This is a genomic window from Kitasatospora sp. NBC_01266, from assembly GCF_036242395.1.
GTDB lineage: Bacteria > Actinomycetota > Actinomycetes > Streptomycetales > Streptomycetaceae > Kitasatospora.
Map to the genome: position 1 here is coordinate 240,081 of NZ_CP108458.1, position 23,854 is coordinate 263,934.

Sequence of the window (23,854 nt, forward strand, 5' to 3'; positions counted from 1 at the left end):
ATGACGGAAGACGGGCACCGCACGGAGCGGGCACCGGCGGAGCTGGCGGAGCTGGCGGAGCTGGCGGGCACCGTGCTCGGGGTACCGCCGCACGCGCTTGCCGGCTCGTCCTTCGCCGCCCTGGGCGGAACCTCGCTGCGTGCCGTTGATCTGGCCGCCCGCGCGCAGGCGGCGGGATTCGGACTGGACCTGCCCCGGCTGCTGGGGCGCGAGCCGCTGGCCGAGGTGCTCGCAACCGCGGTTCGCGTCCGCCCGGTGACGGACCCCGAAGCCGGCTGCGTGGCGGCGACCCGCACCGGGTCGAGGCCCGCGTCCGCGCTCGAGCTGCACATGCTCCTCGGTGAGGAGACGGGTACTTCGCGCGCCTGGAACCTGCAGTTCAGCGCGGACATCCGAGGCGAACTCGACCAGGGCAGGCTGGAACGCGCGATCCAGGACGTGGTCGACCGGCACGACGCGCTGCGGACCGTGTTCGAATCCGGTGACGACGGCCTGCGGGCTCGGGTGATCCGGCGGATGCGGGCACGGATCCTCTCCGGGAACCTGCCCCCGCTCGAACCCGCGGCTGTCATCGACACCGTGCACGCGATGACGAGTCGGGACGCCAACGCCCGGCTCGCGCCGTTCGTGGCCCCTCCCGTGGTCTTCTCCGTCTACCGCGCGGCTGCGGCCCGCCACATCCTCACCATCCGGATCCATCACGTCATCACCGACGGCTGGAGCATCGGCCTGCTCTGGCGCGAGGTGTTCGCCGCGTACGTCGACCCTGGCGCGGTTCATCCGCACCCGCGGATCCCGCGGTTCGGCGAGCCTCAGGAGGCCGTCGTGCGAGCGCGAGTCGCCGAGCTGGCCGGCACCCCGACCGTGCTCGAACCGGTCTGCGACACTCCCCGACCTGCGGAGTTCGACCACGTCGGAGTGCGGATACCGTTCGCGCTGGACTCGTCCGCGCGCGCCGCCTGCGAGTTGCTGGCGCGCAGCTGCGGCGTGACCCGGAACACCGTGCTGTTCGCCGCCTGGAACCTGGTGCTGGCGCGGCGCACGGGCTCGACCCGGTTCCTCGTCGGCCTGTCCTGGATGGGGCGCGATACCCCTCGGTCGCGAGAAGCCGTCGGGCTCGCGACCGCGCTGCTGCCCGTGGTCCATGACACCCAGGGCGTTCGCACTGTACGGGAGTTGCTGGAATCCACCGCCGGCCGGGTGCAGGACGCGCTCCGCAGCGCGGAGGTTCCTTTCGCCCGGCTCGTGTCCGGTCTCGTCGTGGACCGCGATCCACGACGTCCCACCCTCGTGCAATCCGCCTTCGCGGCACACGACGAGATGATTCCGCACGCTCTGTCGGTGCCCGGCCTCGAGGTGCGCCTGCATGAGGGCCACTGCGGCGGATCCGTCTTCGACGCCTTGCTCTACGTCCAGCGCTGGGAGCGGACTGCGCGGCTGTGTCTGGAGTACAGCTCCTCCGTGTACTCCGCCCGGGAAGCGGCCGAACTGGTCGCGGACTTCTCCCGCGTGCTCACCGCGATGACGCGGGACCCCGAAGGCGGCGTCGAGCTCGCGCCGCTCCCCACGGACTCCGGCCCCGAGGTCGGCCCCGTGCCGTCGTGGACCTCGCCGCCAGGGCTGTGGCACCTGTTCGAGCGGAGCGCGCGGCGCCACCTCGACGCCGAGGCGGTCGACGAGGCGGGCGTCGGCACACTGACCTATCGCGAACTGCTGGAAGCGGCCGAGGAGCAGGCCGCTCGCCTCCACGCGGCTGGGGTACGGACCGGCGACCGCGTCCTGGTCGCGGTTCCCCGCTCCGCCCGCGAGACCGTGGCGATCCTCGCGATCCTGCGGTGCGGCGCGGCGTATGTCGGCCTCGAACCCGGTCTGCCGGCATCCGTCGTGGAGCGGATGCTGCGCATCGCCGAGCCGGTCCTCATCGTGGCCGACCCGGACCGCGCGGCTGAGCTGGCAGGTCTCGCCGACGCCCCGCGCGTCGTCGGCCCCGTTGATCCTCTTGATCCTCGAAGCGATACTCGGAGCCGGGCGTCCGGGAGCGGCGTGCTGCCGCCACCGGCCGAGCCGGATCCGGAGCGGATCGCGTACATCGCCTTCACCTCGGGCACCTCGGGGACGCCGAAGGCGGTACGGATCGCGCAGCGGGGCGTGCTGCGCCTGGTCGACGGGTCCGGCATCGTCGCCGCGGACGCGGCCCGCCGGTTCCTGCGCTTCGCGCCGCTCTCCTTCGATGCCTCGACCCTTGAGATCTTCGCGCCGCTGGCCCAGGGCGGGGCGATCGTGGTGCTGCCGGATCAACACCCCACCGCGGCCGCGCTCGCCGCGTTCCTCGAGCGCTACTCGGTCACCGGACTCTGGCTCACCGCGGGCCTGTTCCGACTCGTCGCCGACCACCTGCCCGGCGCGTTCCGCCCGGTGCGGCAACTGCTCACCGGCGGGGACACGGTTCCGCCGGCCCAGGTTCGCGCCGTGCTCGAACGCTGCCCGGGCATCCGGGTGACCAACGGGTACGGTCCCACGGAGAACACGACCTTCACCACGGTCCACCACATCGACGACGCGACCGAGGTCGGCACCGTGCTGCCGATCGGCCGGCCGATCGCCGGCACCGGCGTCCTGGTCGCCGACGACGACGGCCGGCCAGTCGTGCGCGGCGCCGTCGGAGAGCTGCTCACCAGCGGGCTCGGCTTGGCGGTCGACTACGCCGGTGATCCGCAGGACACCGCCCGCCGTTTCGTCCTCGCCCCGGACGGCGTGCGCTACTACCGGACCGGCGACCTGGCGCGCTGGGACGGGAACGGTGAGCTGCGCATCCTCGGGCGCCGCGATCACCAGGTGAAGATCAGAGGCTTCCGCATCGAGCTCGACGCCGTCGGCCGAGCGCTCAGGACCCTCCCCGGCATCACCGACGCAGTCGCCGTGGCGGTCGGCGACGACGCCGCCGACCGGCGGATCGTGGCCGGACTCGTGGCCGGACGGGGCGTGACCGCGGCATCGGTGCGTGCCGCCGCGGCGGAGCTGCTTCCGGAGCATGCGATTCCAGCGCTCTGGGCCCTGGTGGGTGAACTGCCGCTCACCCGGCAGGGCAAAGTGGACGGCGCGGCACTGGTCGCCGCGGCACTCAGTACCGCTGACGCGTCGAGCAGTACCGCTGCCGCGTCGAGCGTTACCGCCGACGCGTCGGGCAGCGCGAACCAGGTGGCAGCGGAGCCCGCCACCGAGAGCCGGCTCGAGGAGCTGGAAGACCGGATCGCGCAGATCTGGGAAGAGGTTCTGGACACCGACGACTTCGGGTACGACGACCGGTTCTTCGAGGTGGGCGGCACCTCGCTGCTCGTTCCGGTCGTGCGGGAGCGGTTGCGGACGGCGTATCCCGGCTGCGAGATCAAGCTGGTCGATCTGTTCGCCCACACGACCGTCGCCGAACTGGCGGCGTTCCTCAACACACGGTCGGCGGTGGGGGCGTGACGCGGATCGCGGTCATCGGCTTCGCGGGCCGGTTCCCCGGAGCGCCCGACGTGGACACGTTCTGGGCGAATCTTCTCGAAGGACGGGAATCGATCAGCCGGTTCACCCCCGGGGAGCTCACCGAGGCCGGCGTGCCCGAACCGGAACACGCGCAGGCGGACTATGTGGCGGCGCGCGGGGTCGTGGCGGACGCGGACTGCTTCGACGCGGAGTTCTTCGGATACTCGGCGGGTGAGGCGATGCTCACCGATCCCCAGCAGCGGGTGCTCCTGGAGTGCGCCTGGCACGCGGCGGAGCATGCGGGGTACGGCGCCGGAGACCACCGGACCGGCGTCTTCGTCGGGACCGGGGAGAACAGCTACCTGGGCCTGCTGGCAGCGAGCGGTGTGCTGACCTCCGAAGACGCTCTGCGACTGGCGCTGAGCAACGCGAAGGACCACGCGGCGACCCGGATCGCCTACAAGCTGGGGCTCACCGGTCCCGCCGTGGCCGTGCAGACGGCCTGCTCCACCTCGCTGGTCGCCGTGCACCTCGCCGCGTCGAGCCTGCGCCTGGGCGACTGCGATCTCGCGCTCGCCGGTGGTGCCTCCATCCAGTTCCCGCAGATCGAGGGCTACCGGTACAGCCCGCACGGAATCCTCTCGCCCGACGGGCGGTGCCGTCCGTTCGCCGATGACGCGCACGGCACCGTTCCCGGGTCGGGCGCCGCCGTGGTCGTGCTCAAGCGGCTGGACGAGGCGCTCGCCGACGGGGACACGGTGCACGCGGTCATCCGCGGTTCAGCCGTGAACAACGACGGTTCGCGCAAGGCGGGCTATACCGCACCGAGCCCGCACGGCCAACGTGACGTCATCCTCCGAGCCCTTGACGCGGCCGAGGTGGACCCGGCGACGATCGGCTACGTCGAAGCCCACGGAACCGGAACCGAGATGGGCGACGGGATCGAAGTGCAGGCGCTCACCGAAGCCTTCGGTGTGCACACCGACTTGCGCGAGTACTGCGCGCTCGGCAGCGTCAAGTCGAACGTCGGCCACCTCGACGCCGCCGCCGGCGTCACCGGGCTCATCAAGGCCGTGCTCGCGGTGCGCGAAGGCGTGATTCCGCGCTCTCTGCACTGCGAGGTCCCGCACCGGGCGATCGCCTGGGGCGAGACCCCGTTCGTCCCCGCGCGCGGCACCACGGAGTGGCCGGTGGCGGTGGCACCCCGCCGCGCGGCGGTCAGCGCGTCCGGCATGGGGGGCACCAACGCGCACGTCATCCTCGAGCAGGCACCGGCTGACGCCCGGCCCCAGCCCCGGCTCCGGCCCCGGGACGAGCGCGCCCTCGAGGTCCCGGCCCTCATCCCGCTCTCCGGGGCCGGCGAGACCGCGGTTGCCGAGCTGCGCGATGCGTTGGCCAAGCAGTTGGCGGGCACCGGGGTGAACCTCGCCGATGCGGCCCACACGCTGCGCGTGGGACGCGCGGCGCAGCCCTGGCGGATCGCGGTGGCGGGCTCGGCGCACGACCTGCCCGCTCTGCTGCGTGCGGCCGTCGCGCGCAAGTACGCGCGCGGCACGCTGGGGTTCCTCTTCCCCGGCCAGGGGACGCAGCATCCGGGAATGGCCGAAGACCTCTACGAGGCGTTTCCGGTGTTCCGCGAGCGGTTCGACGAGTGCATGTCCGGCTTCGACCCTTCGCTCGCGTCGACCCTGAGAACACTGATGCTCCGGCGCAGCACGAACGAGGAGGACCGGGCGTCACTGAACCGGACCCGGCTCGCGCAGCCGGCGCTGTTCGCACTTGAGTACTCGGTGTGCGGCCAGCTCGAATTCTGGGGAATGCGTCCGCGGCTCCTGCTGGGACACAGCGTCGGCGAGATCACCGCCGCCTGTGTCGCCGGGGCGTTCACCCTCGCCGAAGCCCTGCGCCTGGTCGAGGCACGCGGTCGGCTGATGGACGCGTTGCCGGGCGGATCGATGCTCGCCGTGTTCGCCGGAGAGGCCGAGACCACCGCCCTGCTGCCGCGGGGTCTGCAGATCGCGGCGGTGAACGGACCGCGCTCCTGTGTCGTGGCCGGGCCGACACCGCAGGTCGGGGCCTTCGCCGAGGACGCCGCCGCACGCGGTGTCAGTACGCGCCGCCTGCGCGTTTCGCATGCGTTCCACTCCGCGATGATGGCACCCGCCGTCGACGCGTTCCGCACCGTCGCGGAGGCGGTCCACTACCGACGGCCGAGCACGCGGGTGATCTCCAACCTCACCGGAGAGCCTGTGCGGGAGTACTCGGCGCGGTACTGGGTGGAGCACCTGCTCAGCCCGGTCCGGTTCGCCGACGGTCTCGCCACGGTGCTCGCCGCGCGGCGTCCGGTCCTGATCGAGGTGGGCCCGGGCCGATCGCTGGGTCGGCTCGCCCAGGAGATCGACCCGGCCGCGAGTGATCGGTTCCTGTCCGCGCTGCCTGCTGCCGAGGCCGACGCGAGCGCCGCGGTGAGCCTGTTGCAGGCGGTGGGTTCCGCGTGGGCCACCGGGGTCGAGGTGGACTGGTCCGCCTTCGGCGCCGGCCGGCGGATCCCGCTGCCGCTCTACCCCTTCGACAGGCGCAGGCACTGGCCGCAGGACACGCACGACGAAGGGCGCCTGACGGACCGTCCCTCGGCCGCGGACCCGACGGGGGCCGCCAGGCCGACCCCGCAGGCCGGCGCCGCGGCCGAGGACACGGCCAGGAACGCGGCCGAGGACGCGGCCGAGGACGAGATCGAATCGCTGCTTCGCGCCACCTGGCACACGCTCCTCGCCGTCACCGTGGACGAGCCGGACGCCGACTTCTTCGCGCTCGGCGGAGACTCGCTGCTCGCCGTGCGGCTGCTCGCGACCATCCGGCGCGGGCTCGACCTGCGGCCGACGCTCGATCAGATCCTGAACCGCAGGACCTTTGCCGCCCAGGTCGAGCTGTTGCGCGGCCTCCAGGCGGCCGTTCCCACGACAGCGGGCCGGGAATCCGGGCCGACCACGAACACCGGTGGAAGCTGATGAATGACAATCCGGAGAATGTGCTCAGCGTCGTCGTCGACGGGCCCGGCCCCGCGCTCGTCGTCGACTTCAAGGAGTTCTCGACCAATGTCACGCTCTCCGCGGCCTTGGCCGCCGCCCACCCGGACCGGCCGCTACGCCGCATCGATGCCGTCGCGGCGGTCACCCGCGCCGGGTCCGGGCTCGAAACGGCCGCCGCCCACTGCGTGGCTCAAGTGATCGACTCCGACTGCGAACCCGGAGTCATCTTCGGCTACTGCAGTGCCGCCGGACTCGCCCTGCACCTCGCCGCCGGCCTGGAGCGCCGCGGTCTACGCCGACCGCCCGTCATCCTCGTGGAGCCGAGCTGGCCGACACCGGGGCTCGTCCGGCAGGACGTGGAGGCGTTGAGCGGCGCGGGACCGGGCGGATATCAGGGCCCGCTCGACGTGGCCTCCATCGTCTCCGCGCTGCGCGGGCAGGTCGAGCGGAACCTGCGGGCGGAGGGGCTCGAAGCCGAGGAGATCGAACTCTGCCTGGAGATCATGGCGGAGCGCCACCGTGAATGGTTCGCGTTCCTCGCGGCAGCCGAGGAGGGGGGCGTACCGCCGAACGTACTCCCGGCGGGCGTGCTGCTGGCGGACGACGGGCAGCGCTTCCCGCACCCTCGGTGGCCGACAGCGCCGATCCGCCTGGAGCGCCTGCCGGGGCGCAGCGGAGGCCTGCTGGGGCAGCCGGAGGCCATGGCGGTGATCGAGTGCCTGCGGGAGAAGGCGGTGTCCGATCCCGGTGCTCCCGATCCCGGGTACTGGTTCGGTCCCCAGGCCCGAGCGGACGACCACACCCGTGTGTCGGACCTGCTGCTCGAGGCGTTCTCGCGGACGCCGGACGCGGACGCGGTGACCGACGAGCGGGAGACGATCAGCTACGCCGAACTTCACCGACGCGCGCTGCGCCTCTCCATGGCCCTGCGGGGGCGCGGCGTGGGCCGGGAGGAGATCGTCGCGATCTGCGCGGAACGGTCGGTGTCCCTGTGCGTGGCGATCGTGGCCGTGCTGTTGGCCGACGGAGCGTACCTTCCGCTCGATCCGAGCTGGCCGAGCGCGCGTCTGGAACGGATCCTCGATGAGGCGGCGCCCCGCGTCGTGCTGGGGGACGCGCGCGGCCTGGCAGCCCTCGACCGGTCGACCCGGGCTCCGCTGCTCGGCCTCGACGGGTCCGGACCCGACGGCCGTGCGGCGGTGCCGGTCCGCGCCGAGGGTCGCGGGCCCGGCTCGCCGGTCGCCGACGACCTGGCCTACGTGCTCTACACGTCGGGGTCGACCGGCTGGCCCAAGGGCGTCGCGGTGCCGCACCGCGGCCTGGTGAACCGTCTGCGCTGGATGCAGGAGCGCTTCGGGATCGGGGTCGGCGACTCGGTGCTCCAGAAGACGCCGTACACGTTCGATGTCTCGGTCTGGGAGTTCCTCTGGCCACTGATGGCCGGGGCACGTCTGGTGATGGCACGGCCCGAAGGGCATCGGGACCCCGAGTACCTGGCCGAGGTCATCCGCTCCGAGCAGGTGACCGTCACCCACTTCGTCCCGTCGATGCTCGCGCTCTACCTCGCCGCCGTCGAACCGCACAGCTGTCCTTCGCTGCGCCAGGTGATCTGCAGCGGCGAGGCCCTGAGCCCGGCCGTCGCCAACCGCTTCACCGCATCGCACGCGGCCGAACTGCACAATCTCTACGGCCCGACCGAGGCCTCGATCGACGTGACGGCGTGGACCTGCCGACGGCCCGAGAACGAAACCTCGGTGCCGATCGGCACGCCCATCAGCGGCGTGCTGACCGCCGTGCGGGACGCGCGGGGCCGGCCGGTGACGGACGGTGGGATCGGCGAGCTCCATCTCGGCGGACCCTGCCTTGCCCGCGGCTACCTGGGCCGGGAGGACCTGACCGGCGCCGCGTTCGTCGAGGACCCCTGCGCGCCCGGTGTGCGGCTGTACCGCACCGGCGACCTGGTACGCCGGGATGCGGAAGGAGTGCTGCGGTACCACGGCCGCCTCGACCACCAGGTGAAGCTCAACGGAGTCCGGATCGAGCTCGGTGAGATCGAGTCGTGCGCCAGTGAGTACGCCGCTGTGGAGAATGCGGCGGCAGTGGTCAGGGAGGGCGCCCCCGGGTCGGTACGACTCGCGTTGTACGTGGCCCCCGAACTCGCTCCGGAGTCGGTTGCCGGACTTCGTGCCCATCTCGCGGGCCGACTGCCCGCGGCCTCGGTGCCGGCGGTCATCGTCCCCCTCGCCGAACTGCCGGTGACGCCGAACGGCAAGTGCGACCGCGCGGCGCTGCCCGATCCGCCGCGCGCGGGCAGTGGCCGGGGCGAGAGCCGGCGTCGGGCGCGGCGCCCGGACTGAGGAGGATCCGAGTCCGGCCGTGAGGCACCGAGCCGTCGTCAGGCGGCCCGTCCGGCATCCTCACGGACCGGCGAGTACGCCTGAGGCAGGCCACGACCTCCGACTCGCAGAGAGTCGTAGGCGGCCGCGACCTTGAACAGCCAGGAAACCTCCTCCGCGGGCGTCCTGGCATCCGGCGGGGGCGGGGGCGTGGCCGGGCCACCGCCTGAATGCCCACTCCCGTGCAGGACGGAGAACAGCCATGCCGCCTCCGCGCGGGCCCGTTCCGTCTCGCCGCCGGCCGCTCTCTCCGTCGCAGGCCACCCGGCGGCCGAGGGCGCTGTCACGCCCAGATCGCGCAGCACGAGCGAGGCGTCCCGGATCTCGAAAGCGCGGTGAGCCAGGTCGAGGGACCGGTCGCCGAGGGTCAGGAGGTCGCGGATCCGGCTGATCCGCGGCCCGAATGCCACGGTGGGCTCGGCCTCGATCAGGCCGGACCAGAGCGGGTACAGCCGCCACAGCGCGTACTGGTCCCTGGCGTAGCGGGCCAGCGTCCCCACCGGGGGCAGCGCCAGACCCGCGACGACGAGCAGGATGGCGATCGCCGGGAGGGCCTCGGAGATGGGATCGAACGTTCCGGGTCCCGGCACCTGGGCCTGGCTTCGCTGCTGGGCGAGGAAGATCACCCGGTAGACCGTGTAGACGAAGCCCAGGCCGGATCCGCCGGCCAGGCAGAGCACACCGGCTCGCAGCGGGCCCGGCGGAACGCTGCGTCGGTTGGACCAGAACAGCTTCGCCGACAGTACGGTCGAGCTGCCGAGGTAGGCGTAGACGATGCCCTCGTACAGCCGCACCGCCGGGTCCCCGAGGTGGGCATCGGTCACGCGGCTCGCCGGACCGTTCGGATCGTGCTTGAAGCAGAAGACGAACAGCACGGTCAGGCCCAGCGCGGCGGCCACCGCCAGCGCGATCCGCAGCCCGAACGCCACTGTGTGCCGCGGCCGTGGACCGCGATCACGTACTCCAAGATGAAGTAGCTCGATGCCAGCCCGGCGACGTGCTTGACGAGGACGGACAGGTCCGGTGATCCGGTGCAGATCCGGATGAGGTGCTACACGGCCGACGGCCTGGTCGTGAGCGAGACGGCCATCGCGGTCAGGAACCCCCACAGGAGGCGTGACGGGCGCGAGCCACTGAGCGCGGCGGGCGCCCGCCAGATCACCAGCGTCCACAGCAAGGCTGGGAGGGTGAACTGGTAGATCGTGTACATCAGTCTCCTTGCCGGCCACTCAGCCGGCATGTCGGATGGGCAAGGCTGGTCGCCGGGCGGCGCGCGGACCGCGTGCCGGTCGGGCGCCGGGTCGTCCGCCGGCAGCTCAGCGACCACGGTGCGGCCGACCGGACGGCCTGCGATCAGTCAGTTCCCGGCCAGGGCACGGCCGTCTCCACCGGCGCGCCGTACTCCACCCCCGGCACGTCCCAGCCGTACAGCTCGCGGAACTGGCGGTAGAACCACGTCGGCCCGGCCGGGTCGGCGGCCAGCGCGGTGGCGGGGTCCTCCCACAGCTTGCGGACGCCGTCCTGTGCCGCTTGCGCCATCTCCCAGTCGTCGAGCCGGATGCGGCCCTCGTCGTCCAGGTTGAGCGGCTGGGCGCCGGTGATCTGCTGCCACAGGTCCACGGCCTGGTCGGCGGTGGTGCGCCAGCCTTCCGCGCCCAGGACGTTGCGCAGCAGGGAGGTGTAGAGGGCGATGGAGGGGATGGCGGTGGAGGCCTGGGTGACGGCGGCGCCGGCGACCACGGTGAAGGCCCGGCCCCGTCCGGTCAGCAGGCCGGCGTTGAGGTCGTGTGCGGTGGCCTCCAGGTGTTCCTTGGCGGTGCCGATGGTGCCGCGCCGGTACACCGGGGCGGTGATGTCGGAGCCGACGTAGGACAGCGCGAGGGTGGTGAAGTCCTCGGCCAGCAGACCGGCGTCGGCCAGGGCGCGGCACCACAGTGCCCAGTCCTCGCCGCCCATCACCTTCACGGTCGCGGCCTGCTCCTGCTCGTCGGCGGGGGCGAGTTCGACGGTTCCGACGGTGGCGGTGCCCTCGTCGAAGAGCAGTGACGGGGAGGAGTAGGCCTCGCCGAGCGGCTTGATCACCGAGTGGTGGACCTCCCCCGTGGCCGGGTCGGTGCGGCGCGGGGAGGCCAGGGAGTAGATCAGGTAGTCCACCGGACCGTACTTCTCGGCCAGCAGCTCCAGCACCCGGGTGCGGGTGGGGTCGGCGTAGGCGTCGGCGTTGACGAAGGTGAAGTCGGCGCCGGTGTCCTCGAGGAGTTGGGCGGTGGCGGCGGTGCGGTACCAGCCGGCGGTGGCGGTGCGCCGTTCGGTGCCGGCGTTCTCGTAGGCGACGCCGACGCCGCGGATGCCGTGCCGGCGCAGCCCGGCGAGCAGGATGGACTGGCCGTAGCCGGCGCTGGTGCCCAGCACCAGGGCGACCGGGGCGCGGCCCGCGGGGCGGGCGGGTTCGATGGACTGCCACAGTCGTTCGACGGTGGTTTCGCATCCGGTGGGGTGGGAGTTGACGATCAGGTAGCCGCGCTGCTTCGGCGTGATCTGCTGCTTGCTCACTCGGTGGTGCCCTCTCCGGTGGGGTGGCCGAGCCGGGCGAGGAGCTGGTGCGGGCCGGCGGTGGTGTTCAGGTGGCCGGCTTCCTCGTCCGGGATGCCGTATTCCGGGAGCGTATCGGCGCCGGTGGCCGCCGCCTGTGCCAGAGGGTTACGGAGGATGCCCGTCGTGCTTGTAGGAGTTGTCATTGCCGCGGGTGCCCTTCGTCGGCTATCCGACCGGAGCCGGCCCGGGCTCCGGTGGACGCGCACACCGCCCGGCAGAGCCCGAGGCCGGTGGCGAGGAGCCGCAAGCATCAGCGCAGTTCGAGGGTGAGCAGCGGCTCGGCGAACACGGGCGCCGGTGCGTCGGGGCCCGCGGCAACGGCCTCCTCCAGTCGGCGGAAGCCGACCTCCAGTTCCTCGGGGCTGAGCTGCGCGAAGAACGAGAGGGTGCGCAGGCGCAGGCGTTCGAGCATGTCGCCGAGGGTGCCCGCGGACGGCTCGGTGACCGTGCCGAAGTCGGCGACGCGCCAGCCGACCGACGTGAACGTCTCGATGACCTCGTGCAGCGGCTGGAATATCGAGGCGTCCGCCTCGTAACCGCGGGGGAAGTACTCCAGCCACCACGGCCGGGGGTGGTGGTCGCTGAAGTTCGCGCGCAGCAGCAGCCGCCCGCCGGGCCTGAGCACCCTGGCCAGTTCCCGGGCCGCCCGGGGCTTGTCCTGGACGTGGTGCCAGGACAGGAACATCAGAGCGTAGTCGGCGCTGCCGGACGGCACCGGCATGTCCTCGGCGGAGCCTGCCAGGTACCGCACCTCGGGATGCTGGGACTGCGCCTGCGCGACCTCGCGCATGCGCACCGACGGCTCGACGCCGGTGACCGGCCCGAACGCCCGTGCCAGCGCGGGGGTGAACCTGCCGGTCCCCGAGCCGACGTCCAGTCCCACCAGCGGGCGCCGCTCGGGCAGCACCGCTTCGAAGGCGCTGATCCAGGTCTGCTGCTGCCGCTGGCTGACCGCGCGGCCGCGCGCGTAGTCCTGGTACTGCTCGGTGTCGTAGTCGATCGACCTCATCGAACCTCCCCTGTCGGCCGGGCGGCCGCAAGTGCCGTCCCGATATATCAACTCGATACATCGGGACGATATATGTCACCGCATCACCCCACAAGATGCCTGTGCGAACAGAGCTTCACCGACGACCCGCGCGACACAACCGCGGTCGTACCCGCCCGGTTTCCGCCGCTACAGCGTCGGCCGGCTCGCCGACGGCACGGACGGGTACCGGCCCGGCCGGAAGGTGCGGCGGTAGGTGTCCGGCGGCACGCCGACCGTGCGGTTGAAGTGCCGGCGCAGCGTTGTGGCGGTTCCCATGCCGGTGGCCGCCGCGATGGCGTCGATGCTGTCGGTGGTGGTCTCCAGCAACTCCTGGGCGTGGCGGATCCGTTGGGTCAGCAGCCACTGCAGCGGGGTGGTGCCGGTCACCGACCTGAAGTGGCGGCCCAGGTTGCGCGAGCTCATGCCCGCCTGGCGGGCCAGGTCCTCCACGGTCAGCGGACGGTCCAGTCGCTCGATCACCCAGGGGAACAGGTCGGCGAGCGGGTGGCTGTCCGGGGCGGGCACCGGGGTGGTCACGAACTGGGCCTGGCCGCCGTCCCGGTGCGGCGGCACGACCAGGCGGCGGGCGAGCGTGTTGGCGACCGACGAGCCGTGGTCGAGGCGGACGAGGTGCAGGCACAGGTCCATGGCGGCGGCTTTGCCGGCGGAGGTGAGCACGCTGCCGTTGTCCACGTAGAGGACGTCCGGATCGACCGTCACCTGGGGGTAGCGGGCCGCCAGGACGCGGGTGTGCGCCCAGTGCGTGGTCGCGCGCCGCCCGTCCAGCAGACCGGCGGCGGCCAGCACGAACGCGCCCGTGCAGAGCGAGGCCACGCGGGCGCCGGCCTCGTGGGCCGCGCGAACCGCCTCGACCAGGTCGCCGGGCGGATCCACGTCGACGTCGGCCCAGCCCGGGACGATCACCGTTTCGGCGCGCGGGAGTTGGTCGAGTCCGTGGTCGGGCTCCAGCCGGAACCGGCCGACCCGCACGGCACCCGGTCCGCAGACGGCCAGGCGGTACCAGGGGTCCGCCACGCTGGTCAGGTCAGCGCCGAAGACCTCGAGAGCCAAGGCCAGTTCGAAATGCAGCATCCCGTCGGTGACGGCCAGTGCGACAGTGTCCATGTCCGGAATTGTACGGGCGATGGCGTTCCGGACACTAGCGGCAGGGTGCCCTCCCCCGGCAAGATGATCACAACAGATCGCAACAGATCATTTCGAGTACGGGGGAGAACCCATGGGATCGGGACTCACAGTGGCGGTGTTCGGCGCGTACGGGCACACCGGGCGCTTCGTGGTGGCGCAGTTGCGGGATCGCGGGTTCGTCCCGCTCCTCTCCGGCCGCGACGCCGAGAAGCTGCGCGTACTCGCGTCCGAGACCGGATTCGACGCCCGCCCGGCGTCGGTCGATGACCCGGCCTCGCTCGACCGCGCACTGGCCGGTGCGGCGGCCGTGATCAACTGTGCCGGGCCCTTCGCCACGACGGCCGCCCCCGTGATCGAGGCGGCGCTGCGCGCCGGGATCCCGTACCTGGACGTGGCGGCCGAGATCGAGGCCAACGCCGACACGTTCACGCACTTCGGCGACCGCGCCCGCGCCGCCGGAGCAGTGGTCGTCCCGGCGATGGCCTTCTACGGCGGCCTCGGGGACCTGCTGGCCACCGCCGCGATGGGCGACTGGACGGCGGCCGACGAGGCGCACATCGCGTACGGGCTGAACAGCTGGCACCCCACCGCCGGAACGCGTACGGCCGGCGCGGTCTCCCGGCAGCGGCGGGGCGGCGGACGCGTCGTGTACACGAACGGGCGGCTGGAGCGCCGCCATGACGACCCGCCGACCCTCGAGTGGGCCTTCCCCGACCCGATGGGCCCCCGGGCCGTCATCGGGGAGTTCACGATGGCCGACGTCGTCACCGTCCCCAGCCACCTGTCCATCCCCGAAGTCCGCACCTACATGACGGTCGAGGCGGCCAGGCAGGTGTCGGCCCCGGACACGCCGACCCCAGCCGCGGTCGACGAGCACGGGCGGTCCGCGCAGACCTTCGTCGTCGACGTCGTCGTGCGCTCCGGCGACACCGAACGGCGTGCTGTGGCAAGGGGCCAGGACATCTACGCCGTCACCGCGCCACTCGTGGTGGAAGCGGTGGACCGCATCCTCACGGGACGGACCAGGACGGTCGGCGTCGCCTCCGCGGGCGAGATCTTCGACGCGCCCGACTTCATCCGCGCGCTGTCCTCGCACATCTCCCTGGAACTGCTTCCCTAGCGGGTCCGACACGGGGAAGCGCTCGCCGGTCCCGGGCGGAGTGAGCGGCGGTACTCAACGACCGCCGCTCACCGCCGCGATGGCGTCGATCGAGATGCGCCGGCCACCGGCCAGCCCGACCAGGGCCGCCGAACGTGCGGGCGGGTCCGCCGGGAACACCTCGGCGTAGGCCTGGTTGATGGCGGGCAGGTGGTCGAGGTCGGTGTAGAAGAGCGTCGTCCTGGCCAGGCTCCGCAGCGTTGTCCCCGCTGCCGTCAGGACGCGCTCCAGGTTGCGCAGCGCCTGCCGGCACTCCGCCCCCACGCCGCCCGGCGGAACGGCGCCGGTCGCGGGGTCGATGCCGGTCTGCGCGGAGACGAAGAGCAGGTCACCCACGCGCACCGCGGGTGAGTACGGGCCCTGCACCGGCAGGTCGGGGCCGGTGACGATCTCGCGGGACATGATGGCTCGGCCGCTCTCGCCGGTCTGAAGTTCCGTCATACGCAGATCAAATCACTCCGACACCGCCCGCTTCCGCGCGGTCGGGCGAGCGGTCGCCAGCGGTGGATGGGCGTCGGGCGTGGTGAACGTGTAGCCGGCGTCGATCAGCTGCGGCAGGTAGCGGCTCAGCGCGTCCACGGTCTGGGAGCGGTCGCCGCCGCTGCCGGGGGCGGGGTTGTCGTCGCCGCCCTCGGTGCCGTCGTGGTCCAGCACGATGGCGCCGGTGGCGGCACCGGCGAGGACGCGGGCGGTGATGGTGTCGGCGCCGGGGTTGGCCCAGTCGGTGGGGTCCACCGACCAGGAGATCGGGCGCAGGGCGAGGTCGGCGCAGACGGCCAGGGCGGTGTCGGTGAAGTCGCCGTAAGGGGCGCGGAAGAGCACCGGCGTGTGCCCGCTGGTCTGGGTGACGGCGTCCTGGGTGCGCTGGATCTGGTCGCGGACATCGGCGGCGGACAGGTCGCCGAGGTGGGGGTGGGACCAGCTGTGGTTGCCCAGCACGTGCCCCTCCGCGACGATCCTGCGCACGACGTCCGGGTAGCGCGCGATGTTGTCGCCGCACACGAAGAACGTCGCGTGGACGCCGTGGTCGCGCAGGATGTCGAGCACCTGCGGTGTGTACTGCGGGCTGGGGCCGTCGTCGAAGGTGAGGGCCATCACCATCGGGCCGGCGTTGACCTTGGTCTCGGGCATCGGGACCGACCGGTCCCGCGCGGCGGCCGACTGCGACGAGGCGCCGACGGCGAGCAGCGCGCCGGCGCCCACCGCGAGGAAGCGGCGGCGCGGTAGCGAACGGTGAGTCTGTGGCATCCGACCATTCTGTGCCGCGACGGCCGAACCCGGTGATCAGCCGCGCCCGTGCTGCTCCGTGCGGGGCAGAAAGCAGAAAGCAGAAAGCAGAAAGGCGACGGTCCGGCAGAGCCCGTCGGCCGTCTCCTGGCTACTGGGGTCGTTCGAAGAGCTGCAGGACGCCGCCGATCGAGAAGCAGACCGCACCGGCGAAGGTTCCCCAGTTGGCGATGCCGACGTTGACCAGGCTGCCGGTCTCCGGACGGGTGAAGGCGGCCAGCGCCGAGACCAGGAAGAGCACGGACCCGAACTGGTTGACCGCGACGATCCACCATCCGAGGCTGCGCGAGCGCCAGCACGGGCGGCCGTGGCAGACCTCGACGACCGCGAGATGCCCCGAGACCAGGAACAGCAAGCAGCCGAACAGGTCAGGGGCCCAGATCAACCGGTTCACCTGCTGGACCGTGAGGCCCTCGAGGAACGAGTCCAACAGGTTGACGCCGAACACGAGCGTCCCGACGAACAGGACGAAGGTGCTCGACCAGTCGATCCGCGCCGGCTCGAAACTCCACCACCGCCAGCCTCCCGTCACCAGGGAGTCCGTGCCGCGTGAGCGGCGCGGAGCGTTGATCGCCTGGAGCAGCGAGGCGTAGCCGCCGGTGGTGAAGAACAGACCTCCCGCGAAGTAGATCGAGGCGATCCCGGTCGCACCGGTCACCCCGAGCTCGGCGACGGCGGCACCCAGTGCGAACAGGCCACCGCCGACCGTGAACGCGACGGCAGCCACCGCGTTGAGAACGCGCAGGCGGTGCAGTGCCGTGTCGTCCGCGATGCGGGGCGTGCCCTCCGCCCCGCCGGCGGCGCGCACCCTGAGCACCCCGCGCTTGCGGGCCAGGCGCGACTCCCAGACCGCCGAACCGCCCTCGGCCAACCGCCAGGTGAGCCGGGTCGTGAACGGTCCAGCACCTTCGGCACGCTCGTCCGGTCGAACCACAAGGCGACCCTAGCCCGGCGTCCGGCGGTCGGCTGCGACCCCGGCCGGAAACCCGCTTGCGGCGCGCCCCGGCAGCCCGCTCGCGGGTACGGCGTCTGGCAACCACCGTCGGGGCCGTGGATAGTGTCCTCATGCGCGTCGACTTCGATCCCGAGGCCATGGGCGGGTCCGCCTTCTACAGGTTCATGACGTCGGTGGTGATTCCCCGCCCGATCGCCTGGATCTCCACGGTCGCGCCGGACGGCCGCACCGAGAACCTCGCCCCGCACTCGTTCTTCTCCATCGCCAGCACCGATCCTCCGATCGTGCAGTTCACTTCGATCGGCCGCAAGGACTCGCTGCGCAATGTCGAGGACACCGGGGAGTTCGTCGTCAACTTCTCGTCCGAGCCGATGCTCAAGCAGATCAGGGACACCGCCATCGACTTCCCCCGGACGGTCAGCGAGTTCGACTTCGCGGGCATCGCACGCGAACCCAGCCTGCGGGTGCGGCCGCCCAGGGTGGCCGACTCCCCCGTCGTGCTGGAGTGCCGCTCGCACTCCACCCTGCGGCTGGGCAACTCCACGCTTGTCTTCGGGCGGGTGCTCCACGCCGCCGTCCACGAGAGCTGCCTCGTGGACGGCCGGCCGAGCGCCCGGGAGCTGCGTCCGCTCACCAAGCTGGGCGGCCACGAGTGGGGCACGCTCGGCGAGATCCTGCAGCTGGCCCGCATCCCGTACGAGGAGTTGGAGCCCAAGGAGCGCGAAGGCTCCTCGGACGAAGGGCGGTAGCGCGGGCCGGCGCGGGCCAGGTCAGCGCGGGCCAGGTCAGCGCAGGCCGGCGAAGAGGTCGTCCTCCTGGTCCGGGGCGGGGACGGTGCTGAACTGCCGCACGAAGGACTCCTGGCCGAACACCCGCCGCTGGCCCTCCTCGGGCAGCCGCAGCATGAAGATGCCGTCGCTCTGGCTGGCATGGGCCTCCAGCGCCCTGCGCTTGTGGTCGACGTGCGCGGACACGTCCACGACGGTCGTGATCAGCTCGTCCGGCGTGCCGAAGTCGTCGGGCAGCTCGAAGTCACCGATGTCCACACCGCTGGCACGCAGCGACGCGAACAGCTCCACCATCCGGCTGCGCGGGATGGCCGTGTGGTAGAACTTCGCCGGTACGCCGCTCCGCCTGATCGCCTCCACCGTGATCAGGTGCGCCTGAATGTGGTCGGGGTGACCGTAGGCACCGTTCTCGTCGTAGGTCACGACGACATCCGGCCGGTAACGCTCCATCAGCTCGGCGAGCCGCCCGGCGGACTGCTCCAGCGGGATGTTGGCGAATGCCTCCGGGCGCTCGTTGGCCGCCCAGCCCACCATGCCGGAGTCGGGGTATCCGAGCAGTTCCACGACGGAGACGCCCAGCAGCTCCACCGACTCCTTCAGCTCCCGCAGCCGGAGTTCGCGGACCTGCGCCTCGTCGTGACCGGGCTCGCCGGGCTTGACGCCGCCCGGCCCGTCGCCCTGCTCCCCGTTGGTACAGGTGACCAGCACGGTGCGGATGCCCTCGGCAGCCGCGGCCGCCAGGACGCCGCCGGTGGACAGCACCTCGTCGTCGGGATGGGCGTGTACGGCCATCAGGGTCAGTTGACGGTCCATCGGTTGCAGACCTCCGAGAGAGTCCGGGAAAGCACGGTGTTCGAGTCGCTCCGTACCACCGTAAGCGGTCCGCTCCCGGGGCCGACCAGGGCACCGGCTCCCCGGCGGGCGGAACGCCGACGACCCGGTGCTGCGCGCGCCGACCGCGCTGAGACCCGCCGCCCGCCGCTGCCGCAGAGCAGCCCGGCGGCCGGGCGGCCTCGCGGGTGTCAGGCCCCCGCGGCCAGCGACAAGCCGGTGACCAGCATGGTCGTCGCGACCAGGGCGTCCAGGACGCGCCAGGAGGAGGCACGGCGGAAGAAGCCGACGAGCAGGCGGGCGCCGAAGCCCAGAGCGGCGAACCAGCAGAGGCTGGCCAGCCCGGCGCCGAGCGCGAACTGCCAGCGCAGCGTGCCGTGGGTGGCCGCGATGGAGCCGAGCAGGAGCACCGTGTCGAGGTAGACGTGCGGGTTGAGCCAGGTCATCGCGAGAGCGCTGAGCACCGCGCGGCGGCGGGAGCGGACGGCCGGCCCGCCGCCCTCCAGGCTGGAGCCCCGGAAGGCGCGGCGCGCGGCGATCACGGCATAGCAGAGCAGGAAGCCGGCACCCACCACGCGCACCGCCGTCAGCGCCGCCGGCCACGCCGTCACCAGCGCACCGAGCCCGCCCACACCGCAGACGATCAGCACCGCGTCGGAGAGCGCGCAGATCGCGACCACCGACAGCACTGCCTCCCGGCGGATGCCCTGGCGCAGCACGAAGGCGTTCTGCGCCCCGATGGCGACGATGAGCGACATGCCGGTCCCGAATCCGGCCGCGGCGGCGGTGAGCGTGTTTCCCATGGGCGCCACCGTAGGCAGCGGGCCACCATAAGGACAGCTATATCTTTTTACGTATCATTAGCAGGTGTGAAGAGCGAGCTGCCCCACGACCTGGTCCGGACCCTGCTCGCGGTCGTCGACGAAGGCACCTTCGACGCCGCCGCCGCGGCCCTGCACGTCACACCCTCCGCCGTGAGCCAGCGGATCAAGGCGCTGGAGCAGCGCGCCGGGCGGGTGCTGCTGACCCGGACCCGGCCGGTCCGGGCGACCGAATCCGGTCAGGTCGTGGTCCGCTTCGGCCGTCAGCTCGCCCGGTTGGAGGACGACGCGTGCACCGCACTCGGGCTGGCCGAGGACGAGGAGGAGGGAGTCGAGCCGTCGAGCCCCTCCTGGCTGCCCATCGCGGTCAACGCGGATTCGCTGGCGACCTGGTTCGTGCCCGCCCTGGCCTCGCTCGCCCGGGACGCACGCGTCTACGTCGACCTGCGCCGCGAGGACGAGGCACACACCACCGCCCTGCTGCGAGCGGGCGAGGTGATGGCGGCGGTCACCTCCTCGCCCCACCCGGTGGCCGGCTGCTCGTCGCGCCGGCTCGGCGCGATGGTCTACCTCCCGGTCGCCGCACCGCGGTTCGCCGCCCGTTGGTTCGACGGCGACCCGGCCCTGCTGCTGCCGCACGCCCCCGTGGTCTGCTTCGACCGCCGCGACGAGTTGCAGGACGCCTTCACCCGCGAGCTGACGGGTGGTCACAGCGCCAGCGCGCTGCGGCACTACGTCCCGTCCAGCGAGGGGTTCATCGACGCGGTGACGGCCGGCCTCGGCTGGGGCCTGGTCCCGCACAGCCAGGCCGAGCCCCGGCTGCGCCGCGGTGCGCTGGTCCGGCTCCTGCCGGACCGCACGGCCGAGGTCCCGCTCTACTGGCAGCAGTGGCGCCTCGATTCGCCCGCGCTGGCAGCTGTCGCCGGCGCGGTAGCGGCGGAGGCGGAACGGGCGTTGCGGTAGGCGGGGAAGCGGTGGGCGGGGCTTGCGGGTCAGGATCGCCCGGCGCGCCGAGCGGGCCACCCGGACGGACGTGAAGCCCGCATCTCGAACCGATGCGCGATCAAGAGACCGGTCGAGCGCCGCCTGTGGCACCCACTACTGTGTCGGAGCATGACTCCGGACGACTGGTTGGCGGACACCAGCACCTCATACGACACGGTCGCGACCAGCTACGCCGACTACATACGCGAGGCTCTGGGCGGCGCGCCGAGCCTGCGGGCGGCGCTGGCGCTGTTCGCCGACGCGGTCGCCGACGGCGGCGGTGGGCCGGTGGCGGACGTGGGATGCGGACCGGGCCACGTCACCGCCTACCTGCACGGCCTGGGCGTCGACGCGTTCGGCATCGATCTCTCGCCCGGGATGGTCGACGTGGCTCGGCGCGAACACCCTGGGCTCCGGTTCGAGGTGGGCTCGATGACGGCGCTCGACCTCGCCGACGCCTCGATCGCCGGTGCGCTCGCGTTCTGGTCGCTGATTCACATCCCCGATGAGGCGGTCCCGGCGGTCCTCTCCGGCTTCAGGCGGGTCCTGCGTCCTGGCGCACCCCTGCTGATCGGCTTTCACGTGGGTGACGGGTCGAAGTTGAAGACGCAGGGCTACGGCGGCCACCCGATGAAGGTCCACGTCCACCGGCGCCGGCCGGCCCAGCTGACCGCCTGGCTGCGCGAGGCCGGATTCACGGTCGAGACCGAAACGCTGCTCGACCCCGAGGGCAGTGCCCCGGGAGCGATCCTCTTCGCACGCCGCCCGCCGTGCGACCGCTCAGGAGGACTGTGACGACTGCCCCAGCGGACGGTACCGCTGCAGGTTCTCGCGGACTTCGTCCAGGTAGGGCTGGATGGCCCGGAGCCTGGCGCCCTGCTGCTGCACCACCCAGGTCGCGGTGCGGTAGGAGGCGGCGAGATTGAGTGCCGGGTCGCCCGGGACGCCCTGGAGGGCCGGGGCGATGGCGCAGAGCATCCGGCCGAGGGCGAGGATCGAGTCCTGCGGGGTGAACGGCGGTGCGGGGACCGTGTTCTGTCGGTCGGGCGGCAGGTAGTACCTGAGGACCCGGGGTGTCCAGCGGGCGATGCCGTACTCGTCCTTGGCCGGGTCGCTCAGCGTGGGGTCGAAGCCGCTCTCGGCCTTGAGGATGGCCGCCACCAGGGCCGGGGTGATCTCCGGCTCGGGGCACATGGTGCCGGCCTCGATGATCAGTCCCCGGTAGCGGAGCGGAATGTCGCTGTCGCCGCGCAGCCAGCGTGCCTCGTCCTGGGGCCGGGCGCGGGTGGCGAGGGCGGCCGTGCTCACCGAGACGGCGGAGTCGGCCGGCACGCAGGCGCTGAATGCCAGGGCGAGGACGGCTGCGGCGAGCAGGCCGAGGCACCGCAGCAGCGCGACCGGCCCCCCGTGGCGCTCGACGCGGCGCGACCGGGCCGGACGGTCGGACGGCCGAGCCCGAGAAGGAACCGGCGGGACGTCAGGGGGACTTGCGGCAGCGGTCGGTAGGGCGGGCCCGGCGGGTGCTGCCGGTGGGGCGGTGATGAGCTGATGAACGCCGACCCGGCGCCGCTCCCACTGCGCCGGATCACCGCCGCAGGCGGTCACGAAGGCCGCGAGCACCGCGTCGCTGGGCAGCCGGTGGCCTGCCGCGGCAGCGGCCAGCGTGGAGGCGGAGTAGTTGGTGTGTGCGGCGAGCCGACGGTAGGTCGGGCTGCCGGCCTGGCGCCGCAGCTCGCGCAGCTCACAGGCGAAGCGCGCCAGCGGGCCTTCCTGGGAGTCGAGCGGCTTCTCCTGCCGTCCCACCTGCGGCTCCTCTCATCTCTGTTGGGCTCGTCCCTGTGGTCGTCCGGGCGTTGTCCGGGCGTTGTCCGGGCGTTGTCCGGTGTTTGTCCGTCCAGGTCAGCGGGCCGTGACGGCTCGGCCCCGGTTCGGTTTGATGGGGCGCGGCGCCCCGGCTTTCTTTGTACCATCCATGACAACATCCAATCCCGTTCGCGCGTGTGGCGACGCCGCTTTCCGCCGGATCCGTCGTGTGTGGTAGTTCACACGCGCTCGGGGCGCGGGTCCTGCGCCCGGCCCGGCCTGCGGTCCCTCGCAGCCGCCCGGTTGACCTACCCCCACCACCTGGAGGATCGATCGATGTCCACCCCTTCACAGCCCGACCGCAGTGAGGTCACCCGCCGCTCGGTGCTCCGGGCCGGCGCGGGCCTGGCCGTGGGCGCCGGCGTGCTCGGCGCCACGACCGGCTCGGCCTTCGCGAGCGCCGGTGCTTCCCGCGCCGGCCTCGCGCCCCGGGCCCAGTCCGGCGCCGCGCTGTGCGACACGCCCGGCGACTCGGCGAGCGCGCAGGGCCTGGGCTCCGGAGACCTCGGCATTCCGTATTTCCGGCCGCACGACGGCTCCTGGGGCTACGTCTTCGGCGACTCCTGGGCGCACGCCGCGCAGGGCGTCCCGTACCTCGGCTCACCGGTGATGCTCAATCAGGCGAACTTCGACAGCACCGGCGGCTCGCCGATCTCGTTCAGCTGGGCGATGCCCACCGGCGGCCAGGCCAACCAGCTGTTCAACTACCAGCACCAGACGGACAACGGGTACGGCTGGGAGTTCAGCCGGATTCCCAACGACTGCATCGAGTTCGGCGGTCGCACCTACCTCCAGTACACCTCGGTCGCGACCTGGAACCCGCCGGCCGGCTACGACGGTTCACTGATGTCCGGCGTCGCCTACTCCGACGACTACGGAGTCACCTGGACCGACTACCCGTACCACTGGCCCGGCGACACCCAGGGCACCAACCAGTCGCTGTACGGCATGTGGTCGTTCGCGGGCATCGACCCCGACGGCTGGCTCTACATCTTCTCCAAGCGCTGGAACGGCACCCACCGGAACACCGCCGACGGCGGCGCGATCCAGCTGTTCCGGATCCAGCCGAACGACTTCCGGGCCGGAAACTTCGGTGCCCAGCAGAACTGGGCGTACCTCAACGGCTCCTGGCAGTGGACCACCGCGGCTGCGCCGTCGATCATCCTCTCCGGCAACAACATCGGGGAGTTCTCGGTCAAACTGATCAACGGCACCTACTGCATGAGCTACTTCGACGTGACCGACTACTCGATCTGCACCCGGACCGCGCCCCGCCCGGACGCGGTCTGGACGGCGCCCACGCCGCAGATCGTCGGCTCCAACGTCCTTCCGCCCAGCCACTGGGGCAAGCCGCAACTCCCCTACCTCTACGGCGGCTACATCCACCCGGGCAGCCTGAGCGCGACCTCGCTGACCCTGATCGTGTCCCAGTGGAACGGGCAGCAGGGGCAGTCGCCCTACCGGGTGCTGCAGTACGACGGCATCAACCCGTAGTGCCGCTT

20 protein-coding genes are annotated in these 23,854 nt (G+C 72.2%); 8 read left to right on the forward strand and 12 right to left on the reverse strand.

Going from position 1 to position 23,854, the window contains the following annotated elements; all coding sequences use genetic code 11:
• The 3 genes from OG403_RS01145 to OG403_RS01155 are packed head-to-tail and all read left to right on the forward strand — an operon-like array spanning position 1 to position 8,854.
• The gene (locus tag OG403_RS01145; protein WP_329560611.1) at positions 1-3,468 is read left to right on the forward strand and encodes a non-ribosomal peptide synthetase; all 3,468 of its coding nucleotides are present in this window, start codon (positions 1-3) and stop codon (positions 3,466-3,468) included.
• Positions 3,465-6,476, forward strand: coding sequence for a type I polyketide synthase (locus OG403_RS01150; RefSeq protein WP_329560612.1), 3,012 nt, complete (start codon positions 3,465-3,467; stop codon positions 6,474-6,476). Before OG403_RS01145 ends, OG403_RS01150 begins: the two co-directional genes overlap by 4 nt.
• Positions 6,476-8,854 (forward strand): amino acid adenylation domain-containing protein, encoded by a 2,379-nt coding sequence (locus OG403_RS01155; RefSeq protein WP_329560614.1) that lies wholly within the window; start codon positions 6,476-6,478, stop codon positions 8,852-8,854. The genes OG403_RS01150 and OG403_RS01155 overlap by 1 nt, the downstream gene beginning before the upstream one ends.
• A gap of 38 nt (positions 8,855-8,892) precedes the next feature.
• On the opposite strand, the gene OG403_RS01160 is transcribed toward OG403_RS01155, so the two are convergent.
• From OG403_RS01160 to OG403_RS01185, 6 genes are all read right to left on the reverse strand, one after another.
• Positions 8,893-10,002, reverse strand: coding sequence for an MAB_1171c family putative transporter (locus OG403_RS01160; protein ID WP_329572041.1), 1,110 nt, complete (start codon positions 10,000-10,002; stop codon positions 8,893-8,895).
• Positions 9,945-10,103 (reverse strand): hypothetical protein, encoded by a 159-nt coding sequence (locus tag OG403_RS01165; protein WP_329572720.1) that lies wholly within the window; start codon positions 10,101-10,103, stop codon positions 9,945-9,947. Before OG403_RS01165 ends, OG403_RS01160 begins: the two co-directional genes overlap by 58 nt.
• 143 nt (positions 10,104-10,246) lie before the next feature.
• Positions 10,247-11,446 carry an enoyl-[acyl-carrier-protein] reductase FabV gene (locus OG403_RS01170; RefSeq protein WP_329560616.1) on the reverse strand — a complete coding sequence of 400 codons (1,200 nt, stop codon included), beginning with the start codon at positions 11,444-11,446 and terminating at the stop codon, positions 10,247-10,249.
• Positions 11,443-11,631 (reverse strand): hypothetical protein, encoded by a 189-nt coding sequence (locus OG403_RS01175; RefSeq protein ID WP_329560617.1) that lies wholly within the window; start codon positions 11,629-11,631, stop codon positions 11,443-11,445. The genes OG403_RS01170 and OG403_RS01175 overlap by 4 nt, the downstream gene beginning before the upstream one ends.
• Before the next feature lie 107 nt (positions 11,632-11,738).
• Positions 11,739-12,497: a class I SAM-dependent methyltransferase gene (locus OG403_RS01180; RefSeq protein ID WP_329560618.1), complete on the reverse strand. Its 759-nt coding sequence runs from the start codon at positions 12,495-12,497 to the stop codon at positions 11,739-11,741.
• A 168-nt stretch (positions 12,498-12,665) separates the two neighbouring features.
• The gene (locus OG403_RS01185; protein WP_329560619.1) at positions 12,666-13,643 is read right to left on the reverse strand and encodes a helix-turn-helix domain-containing protein; all 978 of its coding nucleotides are present in this window, start codon (positions 13,641-13,643) and stop codon (positions 12,666-12,668) included.
• Between the two features lie 112 nt (positions 13,644-13,755).
• Between OG403_RS01185 and OG403_RS01190 the strand changes: the two genes are divergently transcribed.
• Entirely contained in the window at positions 13,756-14,784 is a 1,029-nt protein-coding gene (locus OG403_RS01190) for a saccharopine dehydrogenase family protein (RefSeq protein WP_329560621.1), read from the forward strand.
• 54 nt (positions 14,785-14,838) lie between these two features.
• Here the strand turns inward: OG403_RS01190 and OG403_RS01195 are convergent, their stop codons facing one another.
• The 3 genes from OG403_RS01195 to OG403_RS01205 all read right to left on the reverse strand — a co-directional run bounded on the left by OG403_RS01195 (position 14,839) and on the right by OG403_RS01205 (position 17,044).
• Positions 14,839-15,264: a RidA family protein gene (locus tag OG403_RS01195; protein WP_329560623.1), complete on the reverse strand. Its 426-nt coding sequence runs from the start codon at positions 15,262-15,264 to the stop codon at positions 14,839-14,841.
• A gap of 12 nt (positions 15,265-15,276) precedes the next feature.
• A complete protein-coding gene (locus tag OG403_RS01200) occupies positions 15,277-16,071 on the reverse strand; it encodes a polysaccharide deacetylase family protein (protein ID WP_329560624.1) in 795 nt (264 codons plus the stop codon).
• Positions 16,072-16,201: 130 nt separating this feature from the next.
• Entirely contained in the window at positions 16,202-17,044 is an 843-nt protein-coding gene (locus OG403_RS01205) for a hypothetical protein (protein WP_329560626.1), read from the reverse strand.
• 131 nt (positions 17,045-17,175) lie between these two features.
• On the opposite strand from OG403_RS01205, the gene OG403_RS01210 reads away from it, so the two are divergent.
• The gene (locus OG403_RS01210; RefSeq protein ID WP_329560628.1) at positions 17,176-17,814 is read left to right on the forward strand and encodes a flavin reductase family protein; all 639 of its coding nucleotides are present in this window, start codon (positions 17,176-17,178) and stop codon (positions 17,812-17,814) included.
• Between the two features lie 36 nt (positions 17,815-17,850).
• On the opposite strand, the gene OG403_RS01215 is transcribed toward OG403_RS01210, so the two are convergent.
• A complete protein-coding gene (locus OG403_RS01215) occupies positions 17,851-18,666 on the reverse strand; it encodes a PIG-L family deacetylase (RefSeq protein WP_329560630.1) in 816 nt (271 codons plus the stop codon).
• A gap of 209 nt (positions 18,667-18,875) precedes the next feature.
• Positions 18,876-19,487 (reverse strand): LysE/ArgO family amino acid transporter, encoded by a 612-nt coding sequence (locus OG403_RS01220; protein ID WP_329560632.1) that lies wholly within the window; start codon positions 19,485-19,487, stop codon positions 18,876-18,878.
• Positions 19,488-19,553: 66 nt separating this feature from the next.
• Between OG403_RS01220 and OG403_RS01225 the strand changes: the two genes are divergently transcribed.
• Positions 19,554-20,468 carry a LysR family transcriptional regulator ArgP gene (locus tag OG403_RS01225; RefSeq protein WP_329560634.1) on the forward strand — a complete coding sequence of 305 codons (915 nt, stop codon included), beginning with the start codon at positions 19,554-19,556 and terminating at the stop codon, positions 20,466-20,468.
• A gap of 150 nt (positions 20,469-20,618) precedes the next feature.
• Positions 20,619-21,284 (forward strand): class I SAM-dependent methyltransferase, encoded by a 666-nt coding sequence (locus tag OG403_RS01230; protein ID WP_329560636.1) that lies wholly within the window; start codon positions 20,619-20,621, stop codon positions 21,282-21,284.
• Here OG403_RS01230 and OG403_RS01235 read toward each other — a convergent pair.
• Positions 21,270-22,292: a helix-turn-helix domain-containing protein gene (locus tag OG403_RS01235; RefSeq protein ID WP_329560638.1), complete on the reverse strand. Its 1,023-nt coding sequence runs from the start codon at positions 22,290-22,292 to the stop codon at positions 21,270-21,272. The genes OG403_RS01230 and OG403_RS01235 overlap by 15 nt on opposite strands.
• A gap of 336 nt (positions 22,293-22,628) precedes the next feature.
• On the opposite strand from OG403_RS01235, the gene OG403_RS01240 reads away from it, so the two are divergent.
• A complete protein-coding gene (locus OG403_RS01240) occupies positions 22,629-23,846 on the forward strand; it encodes a DUF4185 domain-containing protein (RefSeq protein WP_329560640.1) in 1,218 nt (405 codons plus the stop codon).
• Positions 23,847-23,854: the final 8 nt, after the last annotated feature.